Raw genomic sequence first — 22,105 nt, 5'->3', positions numbered from 1 at the left:
CGCTGCGCTCACTGTGCTTGGTTGTTCGCTGCGCTCACTGTGATTGGTTGTTCGCTGCGCTCACTGTGATTGGTTGTTCGCTGCGCTCACTGTGATTGGTTGTTCGCTGCGCTCACTGTGCTGCGCTAAAGCAAATAAGTGAATCAAGTTACAAACTTGATTCACTCCTCTGCATCGAGTTTTGATGTCTTCGACATCGAAACTCTCGCATCATTTCACGCGGTTCATGGCCATTGTTTTGAGCATCCAGTCGGGGAGGGGTTTGTTGGCGGGGCGTTTGCGGAGGTTGATGTACCAGCCGAGTTTTTTGAGGACGGGGACTTTGTGAGTTTCTACAAACTCAATGAGTGTGCCGTCTGGATCTTCGATGTAGCTGAAATGGCCTGCTGCTTCGCCCATGTCGAAACTGTTGGCGCTGTCAACGGTAAACGGATGTCCTTTGCTTTCGCAGAGCGCCTTGAGTTTATCCATGCCCACAATGTCGAAGCAGAGGTGAATGAAGCCACGGTCGCCCCACCAGCGGCCTTCAAAAATTTTGCGGGGTGTGCGGTTTTTTGCTTCTACGAGCTCAATCATGCTGGAGCCGAGCAGGCGCGAAAACGCACCGGCGCGGGGCTTTGAATGACGAAGCAAAACGCGGCGCACTTCGGTGCTGCCGCCCGGCAGGTTTTTTAGATCGTCGAAGCTGCCGGTTTTATCGTAAACCACGGTATCGTAGCCGAGAATGCCGGCATAGAACTGCATGGATTTTTCCATGTTGCTCACGCCGAGCAGGGCGCCTGCGGGGCCGCCGGTAAGTTGCCTGCCTGAGCCAAACCAGTCGGTGCCGGGCACAACCTGAAAGATATTGCCCCAGGGGTCGCGCACGAAAAAGTGCGGCTGCCCGTCGGGCGAGGTGAGTACATCGCTGAGCACATCGGCACCTTTGCTTTTTAGGAAAGCGTGCGAGCCTTTCACATCGGCCGATTTCATGCGGGTCACGAAATGGCCGATGTCGGCAAGCTGCAATTCGAAGCTCACGGGCACGGGTGTGCGGCTTGTGTATTGCCAGATTTCGAAACCGCCGCCGCCTTTCATGTTGATGGCGAGAATGGCGTGCCGCTGATGCGGTTTGCCGCCGGTGTAGGGCAGCATGAGATTGGCTTCGGCCGCTTCTTCAAACACGGGAATATCCATGCCGAAGTTTTCGCGGTACCATTTGAAAGCTGCATGCACATCGGGAATGCCGATGCCGATTTGCTGTATGCCGGAAATGATGGGTGCTTGCATAGTGTGGCAAAGGTAAAAATCTGTGGCGATGGTTTGGATATGTAATTGTGGAAGGAAAGCGGAATGAACTGTTAACCCGGACCGCACGCTTTGCCTTGCAATAGAAGGGCCGGAGCGGATGGTTTTTTATTGCTTCGCAGGTTCGTTCCTGATTATTCTTATCCCAGATATTTTCCCACAATGGGCATGCGCCGTCCGCTGCCGAAGGCTTTTGGCGTAACACGGAGGATTGGCGCAAACTGTGCGCGTTTCCACTCGTTGCTGTTTACGAGTTTGAGTACACGGTTTACGAGTACCTCGTCGAAGCCCATAGCCACCAGTTCACGCGGGCCCTGGCGGAGTTCGATGTATTGATAAAGTACCTGATCGAGCACATCGTATTCGGGCAATGAATCGCTGTCTTTTTGTCCGGGGCGGAGTTCGGCGGAAGGGGCTTTGCGGATAATGTTTTCGGGGATGATTTCCTGCTCACGGTTTATCCAGCGGGCGAGTTCATAGACTTTGGTTTTATACACATCGCCCAGCACGGCAATGCCGCCGCACATATCGCCGTAGAGTGTGCCGTAGCCCACGGCGGCTTCGCTTTTGTTGGTGGTGTTGAGCAGGATGTAGCCGTGTTTGTTTGCAATGCCCATGAGGGTGATGGCGCGGATGCGGGCCTGGATATTTTCTTCGGCCACGTTGAAGGATGTGCCGGTAAACTGCGGCTGCAGCATTTCGAGCACGGCTTCGTAGCCTTTGCGAATGGGAATGGTATCGTATGTAATGCCGAGAATTTCGCAAAGTTTCACTGAATCGTCAACCGAATGTGTGGTAGAATATTCAGACGGCAGGAGCACGGGCAGCACATTTTCGGGGCCGAGTGCGCGGGCGGCAAGTACGAGCACCATGGCTGAGTCGATGCCGCCGGAGAGGCCGAGAATGGCGCGTTTGAAACCCATTTTGCGGAAATAGTCGCCAATGCCAAGCACAAGTGCATCGTGAATGCGTGAAATGGCGGTGCTGCCATTGTCGGGCACAGGAGGAAGTGTGTCCACTTGAGCAAGATCAACGATTTGGAAATCTTCGCGGAAGTAGGCGAGTTCGTGTACCACCTGAGCGTTGCGGTTGAGCACAAGCGAGCCGCCGTCGAACACAATTTCGGTTTGTGCGCCTACCTGCTGCACATACACGAGCGGGATGCCGTATTTCTGCACATTGCGTGCGAGAACCTTGCGGCGGTTGGCGGCATGGTTGTAGTTAAACGGCGAGGCGGCAATGTTAATCATCACCGTAGGCTGCATGCCGATGAGTTCTTCCATGGGCCAGCGTGTGTACATGAGATCGTCTTCCACATCCCACAAGTCTTCGCACACGGTGAGGGCAATACGCTGGCCTTTGTAGTCGATGCAGTTGAATGAGAAAGCCGGTTCGAAATAGCGGTATTCGTCGAACACATCGTAGGTAGGAAGCAGGGCTTTTGCGTGGAAGCTTTGCACTTTTTGATCGGCCAGAAACCACGCGGCATTGAACAGGTTTTTGCCTTCAACGCGTTCGTTTATGGCGGGTGCGCCTACAATAGCGGCAATGCCGGTGCATTCGGCGGCGATAGTTTCGAGTGCTTCGTTGCAGCGGCGGATAAAGTCGGGGAATTCGAGAAAATCGCGCGGGGGATAGCCACACACACTGAGTTCGGCAAACACCACCAGATCGGCGCCTTGGGATTTGGCTTTGCGGATGTGCTGGCAGATTTGCGTCGTGTTTGCATCAAAGTTACCGATGTGGTAATTGAGTTGGGCGAGAGCAATTTTCATAACCGTAAAGGTAGAAGTTATGCGTGTTTATTTATGCAGATGAAAGTTGCCGGCTTTGAATTAAGCCGCGAGAATGGCTAACTTTCAGAAATAATAAAACCACTACCCATATGCCGGTTACACAGGATCAGTTACTTGATAAATTGGTGGCAATAGCCAAAAAAGAAGTAGGCACGCGCGAAAGCGGCGGCAACAACCGCGGGCAGCGCATAGAAGTGTATCAGCAGTCAACCTGGCTGGCGCCGGGTCCGTGGCCGTGGTGCGCGGCGTTTACTGCGTGGGTGCTGCGCGAATGGCTGAATGATACGGATGTGCGTACGGCACTGAAACTCTCGGACACGGCATCGGTTGAACGCTGGCGTTGTCTGGATGCATCGGCTTTTGGCTGGGAGAAGTGGGCTAAGGGAAAGAAGCTGAAAGTACTTACCGAAAAAGACTTGGCGCGGCGCGGTGATTTTGTGATTTTTGATTTCTCGCACATTGGCATGGTGGCTGCCGATCAGAAAAAAATTACGGATGCGATACAAACCATTGAAGGCAACACCAACAACAAAGGCCAGCGCGACAGTACCAGCGGCGATGGGGTGTGGGAGAAAAGCCGTGTACCTTCGCTCGTGAAATCGTATGTACGTATTTTGTAACAAAGCAGGCTGATATAAGAAACGGCTGCACCTTTTGGGGTACAGCCGTTTTTTATGGATTGGTGTGTGTTTAGAACAACACGCCTACTGTAATCTGAACGGCGTTTGCGCGGAAGTCCTGCTTGAGTGCGTTGTTGTTGTTTGACGCTGTGCGGAACAGGTAGCGCGATTCTTTTCTGGCTACGTTGGTGAAACCGTTGATGTAGTTGACACCAAACACCAGTGATGTTGAACCCTGAATGTTGTATTCGGCACCGAGGCCTACGTTTAGCGCCAGTTTCATGAACTGCATATCGCTGCTGTTGAGCAGTTTTTCATGCGCATCAGTAGGAACAGGGGTCACTTCGTCGTTTGCCCGGCTACGTGCGCGTACAGATGCGTTTACACCAAACTGGCCGTAGTAGGTCATGTAACCGATTTCGTTGGTTTTGAGTTTGAGCGTAAGCGGAATGGTCACGTAGGTGGTGTTGTATGTACGCTTGTTGAGACGGAACGTGCTTTCGCCGGTGAAGTTTGCGGTATCGCCGGGTTCAATCAGTTCGTTATCGCGCGAGAGGAAATAGTAAGCGGTGTCTTTTAAATTGATACGGCCGCCGTCATAATCAACCTGAAGGCCGGTAGCAATAACGGCTACTTTATTGAGGCGGAATTCGGTAGAAAGACCATAGCCGAATTTGAGCATAGCGCCGCCGCTTTCAAATTTTGCAGCATCATCGGGCTTATACCAGGTAATCATTGGAATGGCTTTGAGCCCGAAACGGAAGTTTTTTAGATCGTTTTCGCCATCCTGGGCAAACGCCACGGTGCCTGAGAATGCAGTGGCTAAAAGAAGCATCAATACCTTTTTCATACTTTTGAGGTTGGTGTTATCCAATACAATTATACAACTTTTTCAACAGAGCCAATGAAGCGTCTTTTTGCCTTGCTGAGTTTTCTTTTATTGTTAACAATGGTTTCCTGTTCGTCGGACCCGCTTGATGTGGATGTGTCCAAGATAGATGTGCCGGAGCTGCAGATCACCCGTTTTGACTCGGTACTGGCGCTTGCCGATACGAATGATGTGGCTGCATTGCGTGCGCGGTTGCGTAAGGAGTATGGTGGTTTTTCGGATGCGTTTTTTCAGCATGTAATTTGCGGCAGCTACCCCGATTCGCTGATGTGTGATGCCGAGTTGCGGCGTGTGCTGAGCGACAAGGACCTGCGCGAGTTGCGGAAAGAATGCCTGAGCCGTTTCACTGATTTATCGGCCACGGAAAAAGAGCTTACGCAGGCTTTCCGTTACTTCCGCTACCATTTTCCGAAGCGGCCACTGCCCCGCAAAGTATGTGCAATGACCACCAATTTTAATTACAGTTTTGTGCATACGGAAGGCGTGTACGGAATCAGTCTGGATTATTTTCTGGGCACAAAAAGCAAGTGGTATGATGCTATTCAGCAACCGATGTTTAAGCGTGTGCGCTACAATCCAGAATACATTCCGGCCGGGTTTGTGCGAGGCTGGCTGCTTACGGAGTTTCCGTACAATTCGGAAAAGAATGATGTGCTGAACCGCATCATTTATGAAGGGAAGTTACTTTATGTAAGCCGGGCCCTGCTGCGCGATACGCCTGATTCGGTGCTTACGGGTTACAGTCAGCGTCAGCTCGATTGGTGTGAGGCGAGCGAAGGTTCGATCTGGGCGGCGATGATTGAGGAAAAACTCATTTATTCGGAAACAGAAGACGATCTGAACCACATGACTGCCGAAGCCCCGTTTACAGCCGGTTTCCCGCGCGAATCGCCGGGGGCGGTGGGGCGGTGGACAGGCTGGCGCATTGTGCAGGCGTATATGGAGCGCAATCCGCAAACCACTTTGGAACAGCTAATGGCGATCAATGATGCGCAGGTCATCCTTAATAAATCGAAGTATAAGCCCAAACTGTAGGCCGTGCGGGCCGTTTTTGCGGTTGAACTGCTTACCTTTGCATCATGCGCAAAGCTGATATCAACTATTCGATTGTTCTTGACGAGAACAATATACCCGACAAAATAAGCTGGAATGCCAGCGACAACGGTGGCGAAGGACGCTGTAAAGCCATTATGCTGGCTATGTGGGATGAGGACGAACAAAATACCATGCGTATTGATTTATGGACAAAAGACATGCTGGTGGACGATATGAAAAAGTTTTTCCACCAAACGCTTGTCACAATGACCGACACGTTTCAGCGGGCCACCGGCGAGGAAAAAATGGTGGGCGATATGCGCGATTTCTGCGCCTATTTTGCTGAGAAAATGCAGCTTTCGGCACCCACTCAGTAGCAAGCATCTGAAACCGGGCTGTTTTCCGGTTTTTTTTTGTCAGCAGGATTTTTCGTTATTTGGTTATTAACCAGTATATCCCTTATGAATCCCCTGCACAAAGTAATACTGTTTACTGCCCCTGCATTGTGTCCGCTGCTGCTGGAAGCACAGCTTGTTTATTCAACCGGTGCAACAATTTATATGGCACCGGGTTCGGTGGTGATTTCCAATGGCGGAGTAACTGTTGATAATTCAACCAGCTTTACCAACGAAGGTGACATTACCATTACCCGGAATTCCACCTTTACACTTCCCGGTACTTTTTCGATATTGAATGCGGCTGCCGTGCAGGGCAACGGTACTTACCGTGTGGAGCAGGACTGGGTAAATGATGCCACGTTTACGGCAGGCAGCAGCACGGTTTTGCTCAATGGCAACCTTGAGCAGTTTATTACCAGCGGAAACGGCACTGTTACCACGTTTAATACCCTTTCTCTTTCGGGAACGGGAACAGGAAACAATCGTCGGAAAACTCTTCAGGCTGTTAATGCCCGTGTAGGTGTGGGTGGCGTGCTGAATATAAACGACCGTGAGCTTTTTACGCAAACAAACACGTTTTTTGTGTTAGATCCCGCCACCGGCTCGGTTACGAATACTACAACACCCGGTTCGGAAGGTTTTGTAAGCAGCACGGCCCCCGGCACATTTTCGCGTGCGGCAAACAGCACGGGCACCTATCTTTTTCCTACGGGTTCGAGCAACGGGGTTACCCGTTACCGGCCAGTTGAACTTGTACCCAATGCCGCCAGCACAGATGTGTACACGGTACGTTTTCATAATTACAACCCTGACAACGATGGTTTTTTGCGCACACAGAACGATGGCATGATTTGCACTGCAAACGATACATTTTATCATGCGATACAACGTACATCAGGCACTACGGCTGCTGATGTGCGCCTGTTTTACATTCCGGCCACAGATGGCAGCTGGAATGCACTGGCACACTGGCGCACGTCCAATGTACAGTGGAATGACATGCAAACTACCGCACCGGGCGTTTCAGGCGTATTCAGCACCCTAACCCGTGCTGGCTGGGCCTTTGCAAATGCCGGAGAACCTTATGTGCTGAGTGAACTTCGTCCGGCAGCACCGGCCATTGTATGCCCCACCATTTGCGAAAATTCACAAGGCAATTTATTCATTGTACAAAACGGAAGCGGCAACTACCAGTGGACAGTGCCGGGCAACGGAGTGATAGCTGGTGGACAGGGCAGTGATACGCTTTATGTAAACTGGGCAACCGGCACGGGGTATGTGAGTGTGACCGAATTAACAGCTTCGGGCTGTAACTCGCTGCCCGATAGTTGTGCCCCTTCAGTATCACCAGCGCCTAACGCCAATTTTGCCGATTCGAGCAGCGGGCCTTGGGGGAACAACTGGATATTTACCGATGCTTCGGGCGGAGCCACCACCTGGAGCTGGGATTTTGGCGATGGCACTACATCCAACCTGCAGAATCCGCAGCATAATTACACTACAGCCGGCACATATACCATTACACTACTGGTTACCAATTCTTCGGGCTGTACCGATACCATAACGCGCATCATTCAGGTGGAAGAAGGTATTTTTATACCAAACGTTTTCACCCCCAATGCTGATGGAACCAATGATGAGTTTTACATCAGCAGCAGCGGGCTGCTTGAATATTCCATTGAAATCTATAACCGCTGGGGCGTAATGGTATTTTCGGCCACTGCTCCGGAAATTCGTTGGGACGGCCGCACTACTTCCGGCTTGCCTTGCAGCGACGGGACTTACTATTTTGTATTAAAGGCTATTTCGCCCACACAAGATTACAGCACCACAGGCTATCTTACATTGATCGGTACTCAAAAGCAGTAAATACCGTCTGAAATAGTTATTGCCAACTCCAAACGCTTGTCCGGCGCGGTTTCGCAGATCAAAGTCTGCAAAGTCGCGCCGGCAACGGTTTACAGACTGCCTGAAAGGCCTGTATATAGAGAAATTCAGAGCAGCGAAAATAATTCCAAGTAACTGACAATCAGCGCAAAAAAATGAGGTGGGAACTTGACAAGGGCGATGGGATGATGTATATTTGTATTGTTAATAAGGGATAGTTATTGTTAATGAAAAAGTAGTTTAGCCTATTCTTTGAAAAGGAATTCTTCCACTAACCCCGTGTTAAGTTTACTTTTTTTGCAAGGCCCGTAAGCCTGAGAAAGAAGACAATCCGTTAGAGGCATTTTTCAGCAATCAGGTAAGGCCCGTAAGCCCGACTGGTATGTTATTGCCTGTATTTTCCGTAGGAGTAGCTGTTAATTGTTAAGCCCGTAAGCTTTTCGATTGGCAGTTGGACAGAATTTGTACAGCAAGGCCCGTAAGTTTTGCTGTATATAATTCTAAAGTTGAGCAGGAGGTAACTGGGCCCGTAAGCCCTTTGCTGAATGCGTTGTGTTAAGTATGTTGTTGGGTGTCTTTCAGTCTGTTTGTTGAAAACGGTAATTGTTCTTTTCTGAAGCATGCCGGTTGTTTGACAAAGTTTGATGATACACTACCTGTTAGAGATGCCTTACTAAGTGAGGGGGAGAAAGTGGGGGGTGTTTTTGATGTGCATGTTTATCAGGGGGGAATTGAGGTCGGAGGTCAAGACTGCGAGTGATTGTGTTTGTTCCGATTGTCTGTTTACACTCACGGATATGGCCCGTAAGCCAGACTGTCAGTAACAACAGCTTGTTCGGTTCATGTGGTAAAAGAGGCGGAAGAAAGTAGCGTAGTGTGGTTGTGTGAGGGGCGTTGGGGCTGCATGGGGTGGTTTGTTTGGTGATTTAAGTGTTTGCCTGCCGGGGCCTGTATTTTGCTATTTGGCATTTTGCAGGGGGGCTGTTACTGTGCAGAGAAGTACTGGAGGGGAAGGCGATAGCCGGCAGGCACAAAAAAGCTTCAAACCCGCTGATTTTGCTCTGGCAGAATTGGCGGGTTTGTTGATATATGGTGTTTGAGCGGCGTATTATTAACACCTGATCTGAAATGCGGCAAACCTTAGCTATCTTGGCAACTGTTTTGCAGGGCTAGCGACTATTAATTAAACGCGAAAGACTGGCAAAAAACTGATGCGATGAAGATTGCACTATACGGACGTATCACCGAAAAGCCACTGCCAAAGGCCTTGCAGTCGTTTTTTGACCAGCTTAGCGCAGAAGCCGTAATTATTGCGGAGCACGACTATCTGGCCTATTTCTCACAATTTGTCTCGCTCCGGGGGCGCGTGGAAGTTATTTCCGATTACAATGAAATACGCGGTCGTGCCGATGTGCTGCTCAGTTTGGGTGGCGATGGTACTTTATTGGAGACCATAGCGTTTATTCAAAATTCGGGCATACCGGTATTGGGAATCAATACCGGCAGGCTTGGTTTTCTGGCGGCTGTGTCGCCGGAGGAGGCTTCCGGTTATGCCATACGTTTGCTGAAGCGGGAATTTGCACTGGATAAGCGGGCGTTGCTTCGTTTGGACAGGCCTTCGGAGCTTTTTGGCGATGTGAACTATGCCTTGAATGAGTTTACCGTTCAGCGCAAGGAGTCATCGGCAATGCTTACTATAAACACATGGGTAAACGGTGAGTTTTTAAATGCCTACTGGGCCGACGGACTGATCATTTCCACGCCCACCGGTTCAACCGCTTATTCGTTAAGCTGTGGCGGGCCGCTAATGATTCCAGATGCAAAAAGCTTTGTAATTACACCGCTATCGCCACACAACCTGAATGTGTGTCCGCTAATCATCCCCGATGATTCCGTGATTCGCCTGAAAGTAGAGGGGCGTAGTCCGCAGTTTCTGGCCACACTTGACGCCCGTGAGCGTTCATTTGGCCCGGAGACAGAACTGATTATCCGGCGTGAGGATTTCAAAATCAGTCTGATACGTTTTCATGAACAACATTTCTTTCAAACCATACGTGAGAAACTTCACTGGGGGCAGGATAGGCGTAATTGATTGTTATTCAGTGTCTTGAACATTTCCTCCGGTGCGGAATTCTCGCTTAAATACGTTATCTTTGCGCCGCTGAACAAAAACACATGCACACGAAAAATAGGGGCAGGCCCGTTTGCCCTAATGTGTGTTAAATAAGAACTCATGATTAAAAAGACCCTGTTTTGTTTCTTTCTGCTTTGCGCAGCCTTACCCTCGGCCGCACAGAGCAGCAATGAAATTGGCCTGTTTCTTGGCGGCTCGTATTACACCGGAGAACTGAATCCGGCCGGTCATCTGAACAGCCTTACCCGGCCTGCAGCCGGGCTGGTTTACCGTCATAATTTCAACTACCGGTTTGCGGTAGCCGGCAGTTTGCTTTTTGGCAGTGTGCAAGGCATTGATTCGCGCTCCGGCCAACTGGAGCAGCAGCGCCGCAACCTGAGCTTCCGTTCGCGTATGTTTGAGCTTTCGGCAAGGGCTGAGTTTAATTTTATTGAATACGCCATAGGTAACGACAAATACCAGTTTACCCCGTTTATGTTTGTGGGTGTGGGCGTATTTAATTTCAATCCCAAAGCCGCGTTGGGGAATGAATGGATTGCGCTGCAGCCGCTTCGTACCGAAGGCCAAAGCAAAGGATACATGCTTACCCAGCTCTCAATTCCGTTTGGTGCCGGTGTTAAATTCAACCTCGCCAAACGCATTGGCCTTGTGGCCGACTGGGGACTGCGCAAAACGTTTACCGATTATATTGACGATGTAAGCACCGTGTATGCTGATCCGGCATTGCTGCTTGCAAACAGCGGCCCATTGGCTGTTACACTTGCCGACCGGGGCACCGCCGGAGACAATATCGGCAGCCAGCGAGGCAATCCGAGAAATAAAGACTGGTATTCATTCGTAGGGCTCACCCTGACGTTCAGACTGGTGGATAAGCCGGTGCAGTGTTCGGGCGTGGGAATATGAGGAATATGGATTATACAAAAGAATGAGTTTAAAAACTGAAATAGATAGCACCCGTCTGCCGAGGCATGTAGCTGTAATTATGGACGGCAATGGCCGCTGGGCCAAACAGCAGGGGCAGATGCGTGTTTTCGGTCACCAGAGCGGCGTAAATTCTGTGCGCGAAGTGTCGGAAGCGGCCGCAGAACTGGGTATTGAGGTACTTACACTCTACGCATTCTCTACCGAAAACTGGAACCGTCCGGTAGAAGAGGTAGAAGCCTTGATGGAGCTGCTGGTGCATACCATACATGCCGAAACGGAAACGCTCATGAAGAACGATATCCGTCTGGAAACCATCGGCGATACCGAAAGTCTGCCTCCCGGCTGTCGTCGCGAACTTGCCGAAGCCATACAGAAAACATCGGGTAACAAGCGTATGACACTGGTGCTGGCGCTTAGCTACAGTTCGCGCTGGGAAATTGTAGAGGCCGCCCGCCGGCTTGCCTTACTTACCGCAAAAGGACAACTTAAGCCAGAAGAAATAAATGCGGATGTGTTTGGCCGCCAGCTCACTACTTCGCGTTTCCCTGACCCCGAACTCCTTATCCGTACCAGTGGCGAACTACGTGTAAGTAACTTTTTGCTCTGGCAAATTGCCTATGCCGAATTCTATTTCACCGAAACACTCTGGCCCGATTTTGACCGGGAAGAATTTTATAAAGCCATTCTCGACTATCAGTCGCGCGAACGTCGATTCGGAAAAACCAGCGATCAACTCCTGAAATCTGCCGATTCCACACAACCTTAAACTGTTTTTTCCGACTATTCCATTGTAATGACTATGAAATCTATATTAACGACGCTCTGTCTGGTGCTGTTATTCACACTCCATGCCCAAACACCGTCTGGTAATTCACAACTTATCAATTACTCCACTCCGCGAGAATACACGCTGGTAAAAGTGAATGTGATTGGCACCCAGATGGTAGATCCGAATGTGGTGGTGCTGCTTTCAGGCCTGCCTATTCAGGATAAAATAATGGTGCCGGGTGATAAAACGGCTGAAGCCATTGACAATCTCTGGCGTGAGGGGCTTTTTGATGATGTTCAGCTGTTAGTAAATAAAACAGAAGGCGATTATATCTGGATTGATATCGTGGTGGTGGAAAAACCGCGGATCAACAAATTCTCATTTAAAAATTCACCGAGCCGGATTAATAAAAATCAGGCCGATGACCTGCGTGAAAAGCTCAATATTTCTCGTGGTATGGTACTTACCGATTATCGTTTGCGCGCGATAAAGGAAACTGTAAATGAACATTACCGCGCCGATGGTTATCTGAACTGCCGTACAGAAGTAATTGTCACTAAGGACAGCTCATCACCCAGCTTTGTGAACCTTGATTTCCTGATTACCAAAGGCGAAAAAGTAAAAATCAAAGACCTGAATATTTCGGGAAATACACTTTATCCCACGTGGCGCATCCGTTTTATGATGAAAGATACCAAGCAAAAACGCTGGTATCAGTGGTTTAAATCAGCCAAATACCTCGAAGACAATTACGAAAAAGATCAGGAGAAAATTCTGGCCAAATACCGCAAAAAAGGATATCGCGATGCGAAGATCGTAACCGATACCGTGCAGCGTGTGAGCGACAGCCGTGTGGTAATTAATATGCGCATTGATGAAGGCCACAAATATTATTTCCGCCACATTACATGGGTAGGCAATACCAAGTATTCGTCGGAAAAACTGTCGCGGCAGCTTGGTATTAATCGTGGAGATGTATATAACCAGGAGCTGCTTGAGTCGCGGCTTTACATGAGCCAGCAGGGCAACGACATCAGTTCGTTGTATATGGATGATGGTTATTTGTTTTTCAACATCAATCCGGTGGAGGTAAATGTAGAAGGCGACTCGATTGACTTTGAAATGCGCGTATATGAAGGTCGTCAGGCTACGATCAGGAATGTAGTGGTGATGGGAAATACGAAAACAAATGACCATGTAATTATGCGCGAAATTCGTACGCGGCCCGGCCAGTTGTTCCGTCGCTCGGATGTAATCCGTTCGCAGCGTGAACTGGCCTCGCTTGGTTATTTTGATCCCGAGAAAATACAGATCAATCCCAAGCCCGATCCCACCACAGGAACAGTGGATATTGAGTACATTGTAGAAGAACGTCCGTCTGATCAGGTGGAACTTTCGGGTGGTTTCGGAGCCGGCCGTATTGTAGGTACGCTGGGGCTTTCTTTCAATAATTTTTCGGCGCGCAACATTCTTAACAAGTCGGCCTGGCGTCCGCTTCCCTCGGGCGACGGACAAAAGCTGAGCATCCGCGCGCAGTCAAACGGTCTTTTCTTCCAGTCGTACAATGCTTCGTTCACGGAGCCCTGGCTGGGTGGCAAGAAACCCAATTCACTATCGGTAACCGTGTTTCATTCGGTTCAGTCAAACGGTTTGAGAGCAACGGATCCTGCCCGCAACTTTGTAAAGATTTCGGGTGCTACAGTTGGTTTCGGTATGCGTTTACGTCGTCCTGATGATTTCTTTACGTTGTATCAGGAACTCAACTATCAGTACTATCAGCTTCAGGATTTTGGCCGTGTGTTTGCATTCAGCGACGGTTATGCCAACAACCTGAATTATCGCATTACCTTAAGCCGCAATTCAACCGACCAGGCTATTTATCCGCGCAGTGGCGCCGATATTAAGATCATCGGTCAGTTTACCCCGCCGTATTCGTTGTTTAATAAAATTGATTACAGCACGGCCTCGGTGCAGCAGCGCAACAAATGGGTGGAGTATTACAAGTGGAAATTCACTTCATCCTGGTTCACCCGCCTTGCCGGTAATTTGGTGTTGAATACACGCATTGGCTTTGGTTATCTGGGCATGTACCGCAGCGATGTGGGCCGCGCTTCGTTTGAACGTTTTTATCTTGGCGGCAGCGGTCTTACCGGTTTTGCACTCGACGGCCGCGAAATCATTGCCCTGCGCGGTTACGACGATCAGTCGCTTTCACCGCAAACCGGTGGCCCTATCATTGCTAAATACACTTGGGAACTCCGTTATCCGGTAACACTCAATCCCAGTGCCACGGTTTTCGGACTGGCATTTGTGGAGGCTGGTAATACCTGGTCGAATTTCCGCAGCTTCAATCCGTTCGATGTGTACCGTTCAGGTGGTGTAGGTGTGCGGGTGTTCCTGCCCATGTTTGGCCTGCTTGGTCTCGATTGGGGCTATCGTTTCGATAATGTGGAAAGTCGCCCCACCATGCAGCGTTCGCAGATTCACTTCACAATTGGCATGAATCTGGGAGAGTTGTAGGTTTGTAAACAACAAGATCCGTTAATAACAAAATCAGCACGTGAGCAGAAGCACTGATTCAGTGCAATGAAATTTGTACTTTCGCCTCACAAGGTTTAAATAAAACCATCAATTTACCATGAAACAACGCATAATTCTCCTTTTTATCGCAATTCTGGGACTTAGCGGCATGGCTTCGGCCCAAAAATTCTGTTATGTAGATACTGAATATATCCTTGCTCAAAGCCCTTCTTACCAGCAGGCGCAGGACCAGCTCAACCAGCTTTCCATGCAGTGGCAGAAAGAAGTGGAGGCAAAATATGCTGAAATTGATAAACTTTATAAAAACTTTCAGCAAGAACAGTTGTTATTAACTGAGGAGCTTCGCAAAAAACGTGAAGCCGAGATTATTCAGAAAGAAAAAGAAGCAAAAGAGTTTCAGAAGCAGAAGTTCGGAGTTGACGGTGAGCTCTTCAAAAAACGTCAGGAACTCGTAAAACCGATTCAGGATCAGGTGTACAATGCGGTTAAGGAAATGGCTGAACGCGGAGGCTACGGCATCGTGTTCGATAAAGCCAGTGATATGACCATGTTGTATTCCAATCCGAAATACGACAAGAGTGACGATGTGCTTGAAATTCTCGGCTGGAAAAAGGCCGGAGGTTCTGGCAAGTAATTTGTAAATAACCATTCATCCGTAAATCTTCAATTCTCGAATACACTCCATTTCACACATGAAAAATCTCCTCAAAGCGGCCATTGCGGCACTTATTCTTTTTGTTGCAGCCCCTGTTGCATTGCACGCTCAAGCTAAAGCTACACCCGCAGCAGTTGCTCATTTTGATCTCGATTCACTGCTTAACGTGATGCCCGACTTCAAGAAAGCCAGCGAAGATGCTGCTGCATACTATAAAATGCTCGAAGGTCAGCTTGTTCAGATGCAGAACCAGCTTGATCTGAAAATGAACGAGTATGATTCACTCAATAAAACCTGGAGCCCGCTCATCAAAGGTCTCAAGGAAAAAGAAATTGTGGATCTTCAGCAAAACATGCAAACCTTTCAGGTAAGCGCACAAACCGAATTCTCGAACAAGCGTGCTGATCTGCTTAAGCCCATTTACGAGAAAATCCGTAATGCCGCGAAAGCTGTGGCTGCCCGCCGTGGTTACAAATACGTAATCGACAGCAGCAAATCATCGGCTATTGTAATTTATGCATCTCCGGCTGATGATATTTTCATGGATATGCTTAAAGAACTTGGCATCACCCTGCCTGCGCCTACTACGCCTGCACCCGGTGGTACAGCTCCTGCCGGCGGTGGTAAGTAATATTTACAGCAAATTATTTTCAAAAACATCCGTCTGTAAGGGCGGATGTTTTTTTATGGAGTGAATTTGATAAGATGTCGATTGCCGGGTCGATACAATCCGTTTACTTTGTATGCAATGTCATCCAAATCACCCATAGGCGTATTCGATTCAGGCATTGGCGGCGTAAGTGTACTTCGGGAAATTCGCAGGTTGCTGCCGGCAGAGGACTTGATTTATGTGGGCGACAGTGCGCATTTGCCTTACGGCGAAAAATCGTTGGAGGAAATACGGCGTTACACGGAGGCAGTGGTACATTACCTGATTCAACAGGGCTGTAAGCTGGTGGTTATTGCCTGCAACACGGCAAGTGCCGCCGCGCTTAATCATGTGCGCGAAAAATTTCCGCAGCTGCCGGTTGTAGGTATGGAGCCGGCTGTAAAACCTGCAGCCGAACATACCCGCAGTGGAGTAGTAGGTGTAATTGCCACTACTGCCACCTTTCAGGGGCAGTTGTTTGCTTCAGTAGTAGCGCGCTTTGCGGGAAATGTAAATGTGATAAAGCAACCCTGTCCGGGGCTGGTACAGCAAATAGAAGCCGGTGACCTGGATACGCCCGCTACCGAAAAAATGCTGCGCGGCTGGCTCGAACCGATGTTGGAGAAAGGAATGGATGAACTGGTGCTGGGCTGTACACATTATCCATTTGTGCTGCCCCTGCTGAGGCGTATTTGCGGGCCTGAGGTGAATGTGATTGATCCCGCACCCGCAGTGGCCCGGCAAACACAGCGCATATTGGCCAATGCAAATTGGCTGAATGACACTCAAATGTCTGGCACATTAACGTATTTCACCACCGGCAGCACAATGATTTTCGCACAAACGCTTCATAAACTTACCGGCGAAACAGCTGTGATTGAACAATTGATTTGGAATACTGCCGGAACCGTATTGAGTAGCTAAGCGAATTATTTTTTGCGCATTGCGATTAGTAGAATTGCCGGTATCAGCGACATTCCGGCTACAGCCAGAAACAGGCCGGTGTACACAAAAATGGTAGTGAGCATAAGATATTCTCTTTCGCCAAAAGCAAAAGAAGCTGCAATTGTGGTTAGCAATACAAGAATGCCTGCCAAATGAAGTAAATAGCTTATCTGTGTGAGTTTTTGCGGTGCTGATTTCTTTTGGATTAGTTCGATATAAAGAAGAAGAAGGGAAGACGGAATCATGGAAATGGCAGCAGAAAAAAACAGCTGGGCCAAATCAACTGCATAATAGGTATCATGTGAAACAATATCAAGTTGTACACCGCCAAAAAGATATAAAGCAGCGCCGGCAAGTACAAGTATCAAAGTGGTAAATACGAATTTTCTAAATAGCATGCCCTCAATACAGTATAAGATTAATACAATAGAAATCGGGGATGCTTTTGTCTTTTTGGTTTATTTGAACCAGCCGGAATACATAATGTAATTATTGGCAATACGTTCAATTTCCCCTTTGGTTAATTCGGGACTAATGTCTTTTATTTTCTTTGCCGGAACACCGGCGTAAATGCTGTTGGGAAGTACCTGTGTGCCTTCGGTTACTACGGCGCCTGCGGCAATAATGGTGTTGCTTCCCACCACTACATTGTCCATTACAACGGCACCCATACCTACCAGCACATTGTCATGCAGGGTACAGCCATGTACAATGGCACGATGACCAATTGACACATTATTACCAATTGTGGTAGCTGCTTTCTGGTAGGTGCAGTGAATAATTGCCCCATCCTGCACATTTACCTTATTCCCCATTCGAATTCCGTTTACATCTCCGCGCACAACAGCGGTAAACCAGAAACTGCATTGGTCGCCGGCAATAACGTCACCAACAATGGTTGCGTTTTCGGCAATAAAGCAATCGTTGCCGAATTGGGGAGATTTTCCGTTTACGGGTAGGATGAGTGGCATGGGATAAAGATAGGTTTCAAAAGACTTGTTTTTACAATCAGAGAGGCTGTTCGGGTTTTTTTGTTTTTTTATCGCATTAAGCCTGCTTTTTTCTGATTTATGGGAAGAATCGGTAAAAAAAAGCCCGAAATCGGGTAAACAAAGACACAAAATCGTTATTAAGAAAAATCTGAATAACCACTCCGGGAACAAATAGGGGCAGGTGTTGATCGGGTTGTCTAAACGGAAACCAATGGCCGGATTCTTAGGAAGATAGTCCGGTTTTGAACTTCAGAAAACCACTTATCAAAAATATCCCCTGTTTAGGGGTATTTGCGTATATTTCGCATGGCAAACATAAAAATTAACATATGAAGCATCTCCGGATACTCCTTTTCCTATTCTTTCTATCCCCCTTAACAGCCTATTCCCAGCTAATTACCAATAATGCGCTCACCCCGGCCCAGTTGGTGCAAAATGTACTTCTTGGGCAGGGGATTCAGGCATTTAACATTACCTTCACAGGCTATGCGAATGCCATAGGTCAGTTTACTGCGCTGAATACCAATCTGGGTATTGACAGCGGCCTGGTACTTACCACCGGGACTGTGCTTGCAAACGACCCCCAGCTCGGGCCGGGGACTGGTCCGCATGGGAACAATACAGCTTCAAGTGCCGGCGGCGACAATGGGGCAGGCGGCGATCCTGATCTTGCCGCTATTGCCACAGCCCAGTTGTTTAATGCAGCCGTGCTTGAGTTCGACTTTATTCCGCTTGCTGATACTGTAAAGTTCAATTACAGTTTTGGCTCGGAGGAATACAGCGAGTTTGTAAACTCCACATTTAACGATGTGTTCGGCTTTTTCCTGAGTGGTGTAACCACACCGCTTCCGGTTACCAACATTGCGCTTATTCCCACTACTACCACCGTTGTTAGCATCAACAACGTGAACAATGGTTTTCAGGGTACGACCACTGCGCCTGCTCCTGGTCCTTGCACCAACTGCGCCTATTTCCGCGATAATTTTCAGGGATCAAACCTGATTGATATTCAGTACGACGGGCAGACCACAGTGCTTCAGGCCATCTATCCGGTAATTTGCGGAGAAACCTATCACATTAAAATTGCCATTGCCGATGCCGGCGATGGTTCATTCGACTCAGGCGTATTTCTCGAAGCAGGCAGTTTCTCGGCCGGCAATGTAAATGTGTCGTCTGAAATCAGTTACGGCGGCCCCAACGATTCAACCTTGTTTGAAGGTTGCGGACAGGCCTGCCTTACGTTTACGCGTCAGGGTTCACTGGCCGCTGCAGATACTGTGCAACTCAGCTTTACCGGTAATGCGCTTTCCGGTATTGATTTTACCCCGGCATTGCCGCCGCAGATTATCTTCCTGCCCGGGCAGGATTCGGCTACATTTTGTATTTCAGCCGTGCAGGATGGCGTGCCCGAAGGGCTTGATACACTTACCATTACGGCAATTGTGCAGGGGCCATGTGTAGCCTCGTCGTCAAATTCTGTCACATTGTATATCGGCGATTTCCTGCCGCTTGATGTGGATGCCGGGCCCGATACGGCGCTTTGCAACACGCAGCCACTTACGCTTACTGCCATCGGTTCGGGCGGGGCACAGCCATATACCTACTCCTGGAGCTCGGGGCAAACCACGCAAAGCATAAACGTTTCGCCCACTGCCACCACAAGCTACATTGTAACCATGGCCGACCCCTGCGGCACTCCCGTTGCTGTGGATACCGTTACTGTTTACCTTCCCACAGGTGGCCCGCTTGCACTGCCCGCAATTCCCGACTGGGACATCTGCGACGGCGATCAGGTTACTCTGGCGGCAGCGCCCACAGGAGGTTCAAGTCCTTACACCTTTACCTGGACCACCTTTGCGGGAAATGATGTACTTCCCAATCCTTCCGGGGCGGTAAACGTATTTACACCCACCGGAAATGGCACGTTTGTGGTACTGGTGCGTGAAGGTTGCGGCGATGTGGAAATAGACACCATTCAGGTAAGCTACCGCGAATGCGATGTAATTCCTCCCAATGTTTTCACACCCAACAGCGACGGAATTAATGACTTACTGGTGTTTGACGGTTTGGAGAACTTTCCGCAGAGCCAGTTGTTGATTTATAACCGCTGGGGAAATAAAATTTACGAAAGCTCGGATTACCGCAACGACTGGAATGGTGGTGGTGTATCAGACGGAACTTATTACTACATATTAAATACTTCCGACGGCAAAAACTATAGTGGGTTTATTTCCGTTTTAACTCAAAAGTAATCATCGTTCTGAATCTCATTCTCCCGGAATTACGTAGTAATTTTTGAGCAGGACATTAATTGATAAGCCATGAGATGGCGTTTGTACATACTGAGTTGCTTTGCACTGCTGTGGTTTGCGCCACTCAGGGCTACGCATATTGTAGGGGGAGAGTTGTATTATGATTGTTTGGGCAATAACAACTATCAGGTAACACTTAAGGTGTACCGTGATTGTATCAATGGTATTCCCCCGTTTGACGATCCGGCATCGATAGGCATTTTTGATGCAGTAACCGGAGCACTTGTTACAGATCTTGTGCTCACACAGCCAATAATCAACACCATTACATCCACCATCAGTGTGCCGTGTTATGTGCCTGCACCGGGTTCGGTGTGTGAGGAAGAAGCCATATACACTACGCAATGTTTTCTGCCGCCTAACACAAACGGGTATATGATGGTGTATCAGCGTTGCTGCCGCAATGCCACCATTGTGAATCTGGTGAATCCGGGCGGGCAAGGCTCGTCAATTGTTACCTACATTCCGCCGGCATCGGTGGCTGTGTGCAACAGCAGTGCCCGCTATAACAACTATCCGCCTATTTATCTCTGCATTGGTATTCCGCTCATTTTCGACCATTCGGCCACTGACCCCGATGGCGATTCGCTGGCCTATGAGCTTTGCGCGCCCTACAATGGTGCTGATCAGAACGTACCTATGCCGCAGCCGCCCAACCCGCCGCCGTATGTGCCCGTAACTTATGTGGCGCCCTACACCGGCAGTGCCCCCATGGCAAGCAACCCGGCATTAAGCTGCAATGTAAACAGCGGCTTCCTCTATGGCACACCCACCATGCTGGGTACCTGGGTTGTGGCCGTGTGTTGCAAGGAATACCGAAACGGACAGCTGCTCAATGTGAGTATGCGTGATTTTCAGTTTACCGTGTTGCCCTGTACGCCAATTCCGGTTACCGGTAATATTAATATCAATGTGGCTGCTTTAAACTGTACCGGCCTCACCATACCGTTTCAGCAGCAAAGCACTAACGCCTCCATTTTCCTCTGGAATTTCGGCGATCCCACCACACAGGCCGATACATCCAACGTGGCCAATCCTACCTATACGTATCCTGCAAACGGCACGTACACTGTTACACTCGTGATTAATCCTTATACCGATTGTTCGGATACCGATCAGGTTGTAATTACAGTTACACAACCACCACTCGCACAGTTTGCAGCACCACCGCCACAATGTATAGAAACCAACAATTTCAGTTTTGTGGCCGGCGGCACGTATGGGCCATCAGCTACATTAAACTGGAACTTTGGCCCCAATGCCAATATTCCCACATCCACACAACCCAATCCCTCCGGCATCATTTTTAATGCACCAGGAACTTATCCGGTTACACTAACCATAACCGAAAACGGATGCACCAGTACGGCTACACAAAATGTAATCGTATATCCAATGCCCGATGCGATGTTCAATACACCCGATGCGGAAGGCTGTGTACCATTTACCGTACAATTTAATGATGCCTCTATTACCGGTGTGCCGCTTACCTATTTCTGGGATTTCGGCGACGGGAACACTTCTACACTGCCCAACCCGTCGCATACGTACACACAGGTAGGGGTATATGATGTAATGCTCATTATTAGTGCCACTTCTGGTTGTGTAGCTACTGATACCTTCTTTATGCCCGGCCTTGTGGTTGTGAATCCGGTGCCTACGGCGGCATTTACGGTTGACAGTTTGAGCGTTTCTATTTTCGATCCGTTTATTACGGCCACCGATCTCAGCACCGGAGCCGATTCGTGCCAGCTCAACTGGGGCGACGGCTATGTGTCAACAAACATGTGTAATGAAACGCATGCCTACTGGAATTATGGCGAATATACCATTACGCAGATTGTGTGGAACGAGTACGGTTGCCCCGACACGGCACAACTCCGCGTAGAAGTGAGACCCGAGCACCGGTTTTACATTCCCAATACATTTACACCAAACGGCGACGGACTGAACGACGTGTTTATGCCCGCCATTATGGGCGCCGAAGACTATCGTTTCCTGATTTTCGACCGCTGGGGCGAATTGATTTTTGATACGCAGGATGCTGATCAGGGTTGGGACGGACGCTATAAGGGCGATAAGTGCCAGCAGGATGTGTATGTGTGGAAAGTGGAATACACCAACGCCGCCACAGGAGAGGGCATGAGCCATATCGGGCACGTGAATCTGATTAGATAATTCACTTAAAATACTTTAAACAAATAAGAGCATACCATTGGGTGTGCTCTTATTTGTTTATTGAAAAAGTATTGATTTGTTTATACGTAATTGA

The 22,105-nt window shown here is 48.9% G+C and carries 18 protein-coding genes; 13 read left to right on the top strand and 5 right to left on the bottom strand.

From position 1 onward, the window contains the following. Nucleotides 1–210 precede the first annotated feature (210 nt). Together IM638_19115 and IM638_19110 are read right to left on the bottom strand one after the other, a co-directional pair. Entirely contained in the window at nucleotides 211–1,269 is a 1,059-nt protein-coding gene (locus tag IM638_19115; GenBank protein MCA6365150.1) for a VOC family protein, read from the bottom strand. Nucleotides 1,270–1,427: 158 nt separating this feature from the next. Next, nucleotides 1,428–3,062 carry an NAD+ synthase gene (locus IM638_19110; protein ID MCA6365149.1) on the bottom strand — a complete coding sequence of 545 codons (1,635 nt, stop codon included), beginning with the start codon at nucleotides 3,060–3,062 and terminating at the stop codon, nucleotides 1,428–1,430. 110 nt (nucleotides 3,063–3,172) lie between these two features. Here IM638_19110 and IM638_19105 point away from each other — a divergent pair, with 110 nt between their 5' ends. After that, on the top strand, nucleotides 3,173–3,703 hold the full coding sequence (locus IM638_19105) for a hypothetical protein (protein ID MCA6365148.1): 531 nt from the start codon (nucleotides 3,173–3,175) through the stop codon (nucleotides 3,701–3,703). A 70-nt stretch (nucleotides 3,704–3,773) separates the two neighbouring features. On the opposite strand, the gene IM638_19100 is transcribed toward IM638_19105, so the two are convergent. Beyond that, entirely contained in the window at nucleotides 3,774–4,553 is a 780-nt protein-coding gene (locus IM638_19100) for an outer membrane beta-barrel protein (GenBank protein ID MCA6365147.1), read from the bottom strand. Nucleotides 4,554–4,607: 54 nt separating this feature from the next. Between IM638_19100 and IM638_19095 the strand changes: the two genes are divergently transcribed. The 10 genes from IM638_19095 to IM638_19050 all read left to right on the top strand — a co-directional run bounded on the left by IM638_19095 (nucleotide 4,608) and on the right by IM638_19050 (nucleotide 16,508). Then, the gene (locus tag IM638_19095) at nucleotides 4,608–5,627 is read left to right on the top strand and encodes a hypothetical protein (protein ID MCA6365146.1); all 1,020 of its coding nucleotides are present in this window, start codon (nucleotides 4,608–4,610) and stop codon (nucleotides 5,625–5,627) included. Nucleotides 5,628–5,671: 44 nt separating this feature from the next. Further along, nucleotides 5,672–6,004: a gliding motility protein GldC gene (gene gldC, locus IM638_19090; GenBank protein MCA6365145.1), complete on the top strand. Its 333-nt coding sequence runs from the start codon at nucleotides 5,672–5,674 to the stop codon at nucleotides 6,002–6,004. Nucleotides 6,005–6,088: 84 nt separating this feature from the next. Next, the gene (locus IM638_19085) at nucleotides 6,089–7,894 is read left to right on the top strand and encodes a gliding motility-associated C-terminal domain-containing protein (protein MCA6365144.1); all 1,806 of its coding nucleotides are present in this window, start codon (nucleotides 6,089–6,091) and stop codon (nucleotides 7,892–7,894) included. Nucleotides 7,895–9,128: 1,234 nt separating this feature from the next. Beyond that, complete coding sequence (locus IM638_19080) at nucleotides 9,129–10,004, top strand: NAD kinase (protein ID MCA6365143.1); 876 nt, start codon at nucleotides 9,129–9,131, stop codon at nucleotides 10,002–10,004. A 141-nt stretch (nucleotides 10,005–10,145) separates the two neighbouring features. Next, nucleotides 10,146–10,949, top strand: a complete 804-nt coding sequence (locus tag IM638_19075; protein ID MCA6365142.1) for an outer membrane beta-barrel protein — start codon at nucleotides 10,146–10,148, stop codon at nucleotides 10,947–10,949. A 22-nt stretch (nucleotides 10,950–10,971) separates the two neighbouring features. Continuing rightward, nucleotides 10,972–11,736 (top strand): isoprenyl transferase, encoded by a 765-nt coding sequence (locus IM638_19070; protein ID MCA6365141.1) that lies wholly within the window; start codon nucleotides 10,972–10,974, stop codon nucleotides 11,734–11,736. 33 nt (nucleotides 11,737–11,769) lie between these two features. Further along, a complete protein-coding gene (gene bamA / locus IM638_19065; GenBank protein ID MCA6365140.1) occupies nucleotides 11,770–14,259 on the top strand; it encodes an outer membrane protein assembly factor BamA in 2,490 nt (829 codons plus the stop codon). A gap of 118 nt (nucleotides 14,260–14,377) precedes the next feature. After that, nucleotides 14,378–14,914: an OmpH family outer membrane protein gene (locus tag IM638_19060; protein MCA6365139.1), complete on the top strand. Its 537-nt coding sequence runs from the start codon at nucleotides 14,378–14,380 to the stop codon at nucleotides 14,912–14,914. 58 nt (nucleotides 14,915–14,972) lie between these two features. Further along, a complete protein-coding gene (locus IM638_19055; protein MCA6365138.1) occupies nucleotides 14,973–15,566 on the top strand; it encodes an OmpH family outer membrane protein in 594 nt (197 codons plus the stop codon). 117 nt (nucleotides 15,567–15,683) lie between these two features. Then, nucleotides 15,684–16,508 (top strand): glutamate racemase, encoded by an 825-nt coding sequence (locus tag IM638_19050; protein MCA6365137.1) that lies wholly within the window; start codon nucleotides 15,684–15,686, stop codon nucleotides 16,506–16,508. A 5-nt stretch (nucleotides 16,509–16,513) separates the two neighbouring features. On the opposite strand, the gene IM638_19045 is transcribed toward IM638_19050, so the two are convergent. Together IM638_19045 and IM638_19040 are read right to left on the bottom strand one after the other, a co-directional pair. After that, the gene (locus IM638_19045) at nucleotides 16,514–16,927 is read right to left on the bottom strand and encodes a hypothetical protein (GenBank protein ID MCA6365136.1); all 414 of its coding nucleotides are present in this window, start codon (nucleotides 16,925–16,927) and stop codon (nucleotides 16,514–16,516) included. 60 nt (nucleotides 16,928–16,987) lie between these two features. Continuing rightward, nucleotides 16,988–17,500 (bottom strand): gamma carbonic anhydrase family protein, encoded by a 513-nt coding sequence (locus IM638_19040; protein MCA6365135.1) that lies wholly within the window; start codon nucleotides 17,498–17,500, stop codon nucleotides 16,988–16,990. A 350-nt stretch (nucleotides 17,501–17,850) separates the two neighbouring features. On the opposite strand from IM638_19040, the gene IM638_19035 reads away from it, so the two are divergent. Both IM638_19035 and IM638_19030 read left to right on the top strand, forming a co-directional pair. Further along, nucleotides 17,851–19,773 carry a choice-of-anchor L domain-containing protein gene (locus IM638_19035; GenBank protein ID MCA6365134.1) on the top strand — a complete coding sequence of 641 codons (1,923 nt, stop codon included), beginning with the start codon at nucleotides 17,851–17,853 and terminating at the stop codon, nucleotides 19,771–19,773. Between the two features lie 69 nt (nucleotides 19,774–19,842). After that, nucleotides 19,843–22,011: a PKD domain-containing protein gene (locus IM638_19030; protein MCA6365133.1), complete on the top strand. Its 2,169-nt coding sequence runs from the start codon at nucleotides 19,843–19,845 to the stop codon at nucleotides 22,009–22,011. Nucleotides 22,012–22,105: the final 94 nt, after the last annotated feature.

It is taken from the genome of Bacteroidota bacterium, assembly GCA_020402865.1.
Taxonomy (GTDB): domain Bacteria; phylum Bacteroidota; class Bacteroidia; order Palsa-965; family Palsa-965.
The sequence above is the reverse complement of the archived record's forward strand: the minus strand, read 5'-3'. Positions and strand labels throughout refer to the sequence as shown.

Excerpts from the sequence above, each read along its gene's own strand:
- IM638_19030 (MCA6365133.1), top strand. The coding sequence starts at position 19,843 with ATGAGATGGCGTTTGTACATACTGAGTTGCTTTGCACTGCTGTGGTTT.
- IM638_19080 (MCA6365143.1), top strand. The coding sequence starts at position 9,129 with ATGAAGATTGCACTATACGGACGTATCACCGAAAAGCCACTGCCAAAG.
- IM638_19105 (MCA6365148.1), top strand. The coding sequence starts at position 3,173 with ATGCCGGTTACACAGGATCAGTTACTTGATAAATTGGTGGCAATAGCC.
- IM638_19115 (MCA6365150.1), bottom strand. The coding sequence starts at position 1,269 with ATGCAAGCACCCATCATTTCCGGCATACAGCAAATCGGCATCGGCATT.
- IM638_19035 (MCA6365134.1), top strand. The coding sequence starts at position 17,851 with ATGAAGCATCTCCGGATACTCCTTTTCCTATTCTTTCTATCCCCCTTA.
- bamA (MCA6365140.1), top strand. The coding sequence starts at position 11,770 with ATGAAATCTATATTAACGACGCTCTGTCTGGTGCTGTTATTCACACTC.
- IM638_19050 (MCA6365137.1), top strand. The coding sequence starts at position 15,684 with ATGTCATCCAAATCACCCATAGGCGTATTCGATTCAGGCATTGGCGGC.
- IM638_19040 (MCA6365135.1), bottom strand. The coding sequence starts at position 17,500 with ATGCCACTCATCCTACCCGTAAACGGAAAATCTCCCCAATTCGGCAAC.
- IM638_19110 (MCA6365149.1), bottom strand. The coding sequence starts at position 3,062 with ATGAAAATTGCTCTCGCCCAACTCAATTACCACATCGGTAACTTTGAT.
- IM638_19100 (MCA6365147.1), bottom strand. The coding sequence starts at position 4,553 with ATGAAAAAGGTATTGATGCTTCTTTTAGCCACTGCATTCTCAGGCACC.
- gldC (MCA6365145.1), top strand. The coding sequence starts at position 5,672 with ATGCGCAAAGCTGATATCAACTATTCGATTGTTCTTGACGAGAACAAT.
- IM638_19070 (MCA6365141.1), top strand. The coding sequence starts at position 10,972 with ATGAGTTTAAAAACTGAAATAGATAGCACCCGTCTGCCGAGGCATGTA.
- IM638_19085 (MCA6365144.1), top strand. The coding sequence starts at position 6,089 with ATGAATCCCCTGCACAAAGTAATACTGTTTACTGCCCCTGCATTGTGT.
- IM638_19055 (MCA6365138.1), top strand. The coding sequence starts at position 14,973 with ATGAAAAATCTCCTCAAAGCGGCCATTGCGGCACTTATTCTTTTTGTT.
- IM638_19095 (MCA6365146.1), top strand. The coding sequence starts at position 4,608 with ATGAAGCGTCTTTTTGCCTTGCTGAGTTTTCTTTTATTGTTAACAATG.
- IM638_19045 (MCA6365136.1), bottom strand. The coding sequence starts at position 16,927 with ATGCTATTTAGAAAATTCGTATTTACCACTTTGATACTTGTACTTGCC.
- IM638_19075 (MCA6365142.1), top strand. The coding sequence starts at position 10,146 with ATGATTAAAAAGACCCTGTTTTGTTTCTTTCTGCTTTGCGCAGCCTTA.
- IM638_19060 (MCA6365139.1), top strand. The coding sequence starts at position 14,378 with ATGAAACAACGCATAATTCTCCTTTTTATCGCAATTCTGGGACTTAGC.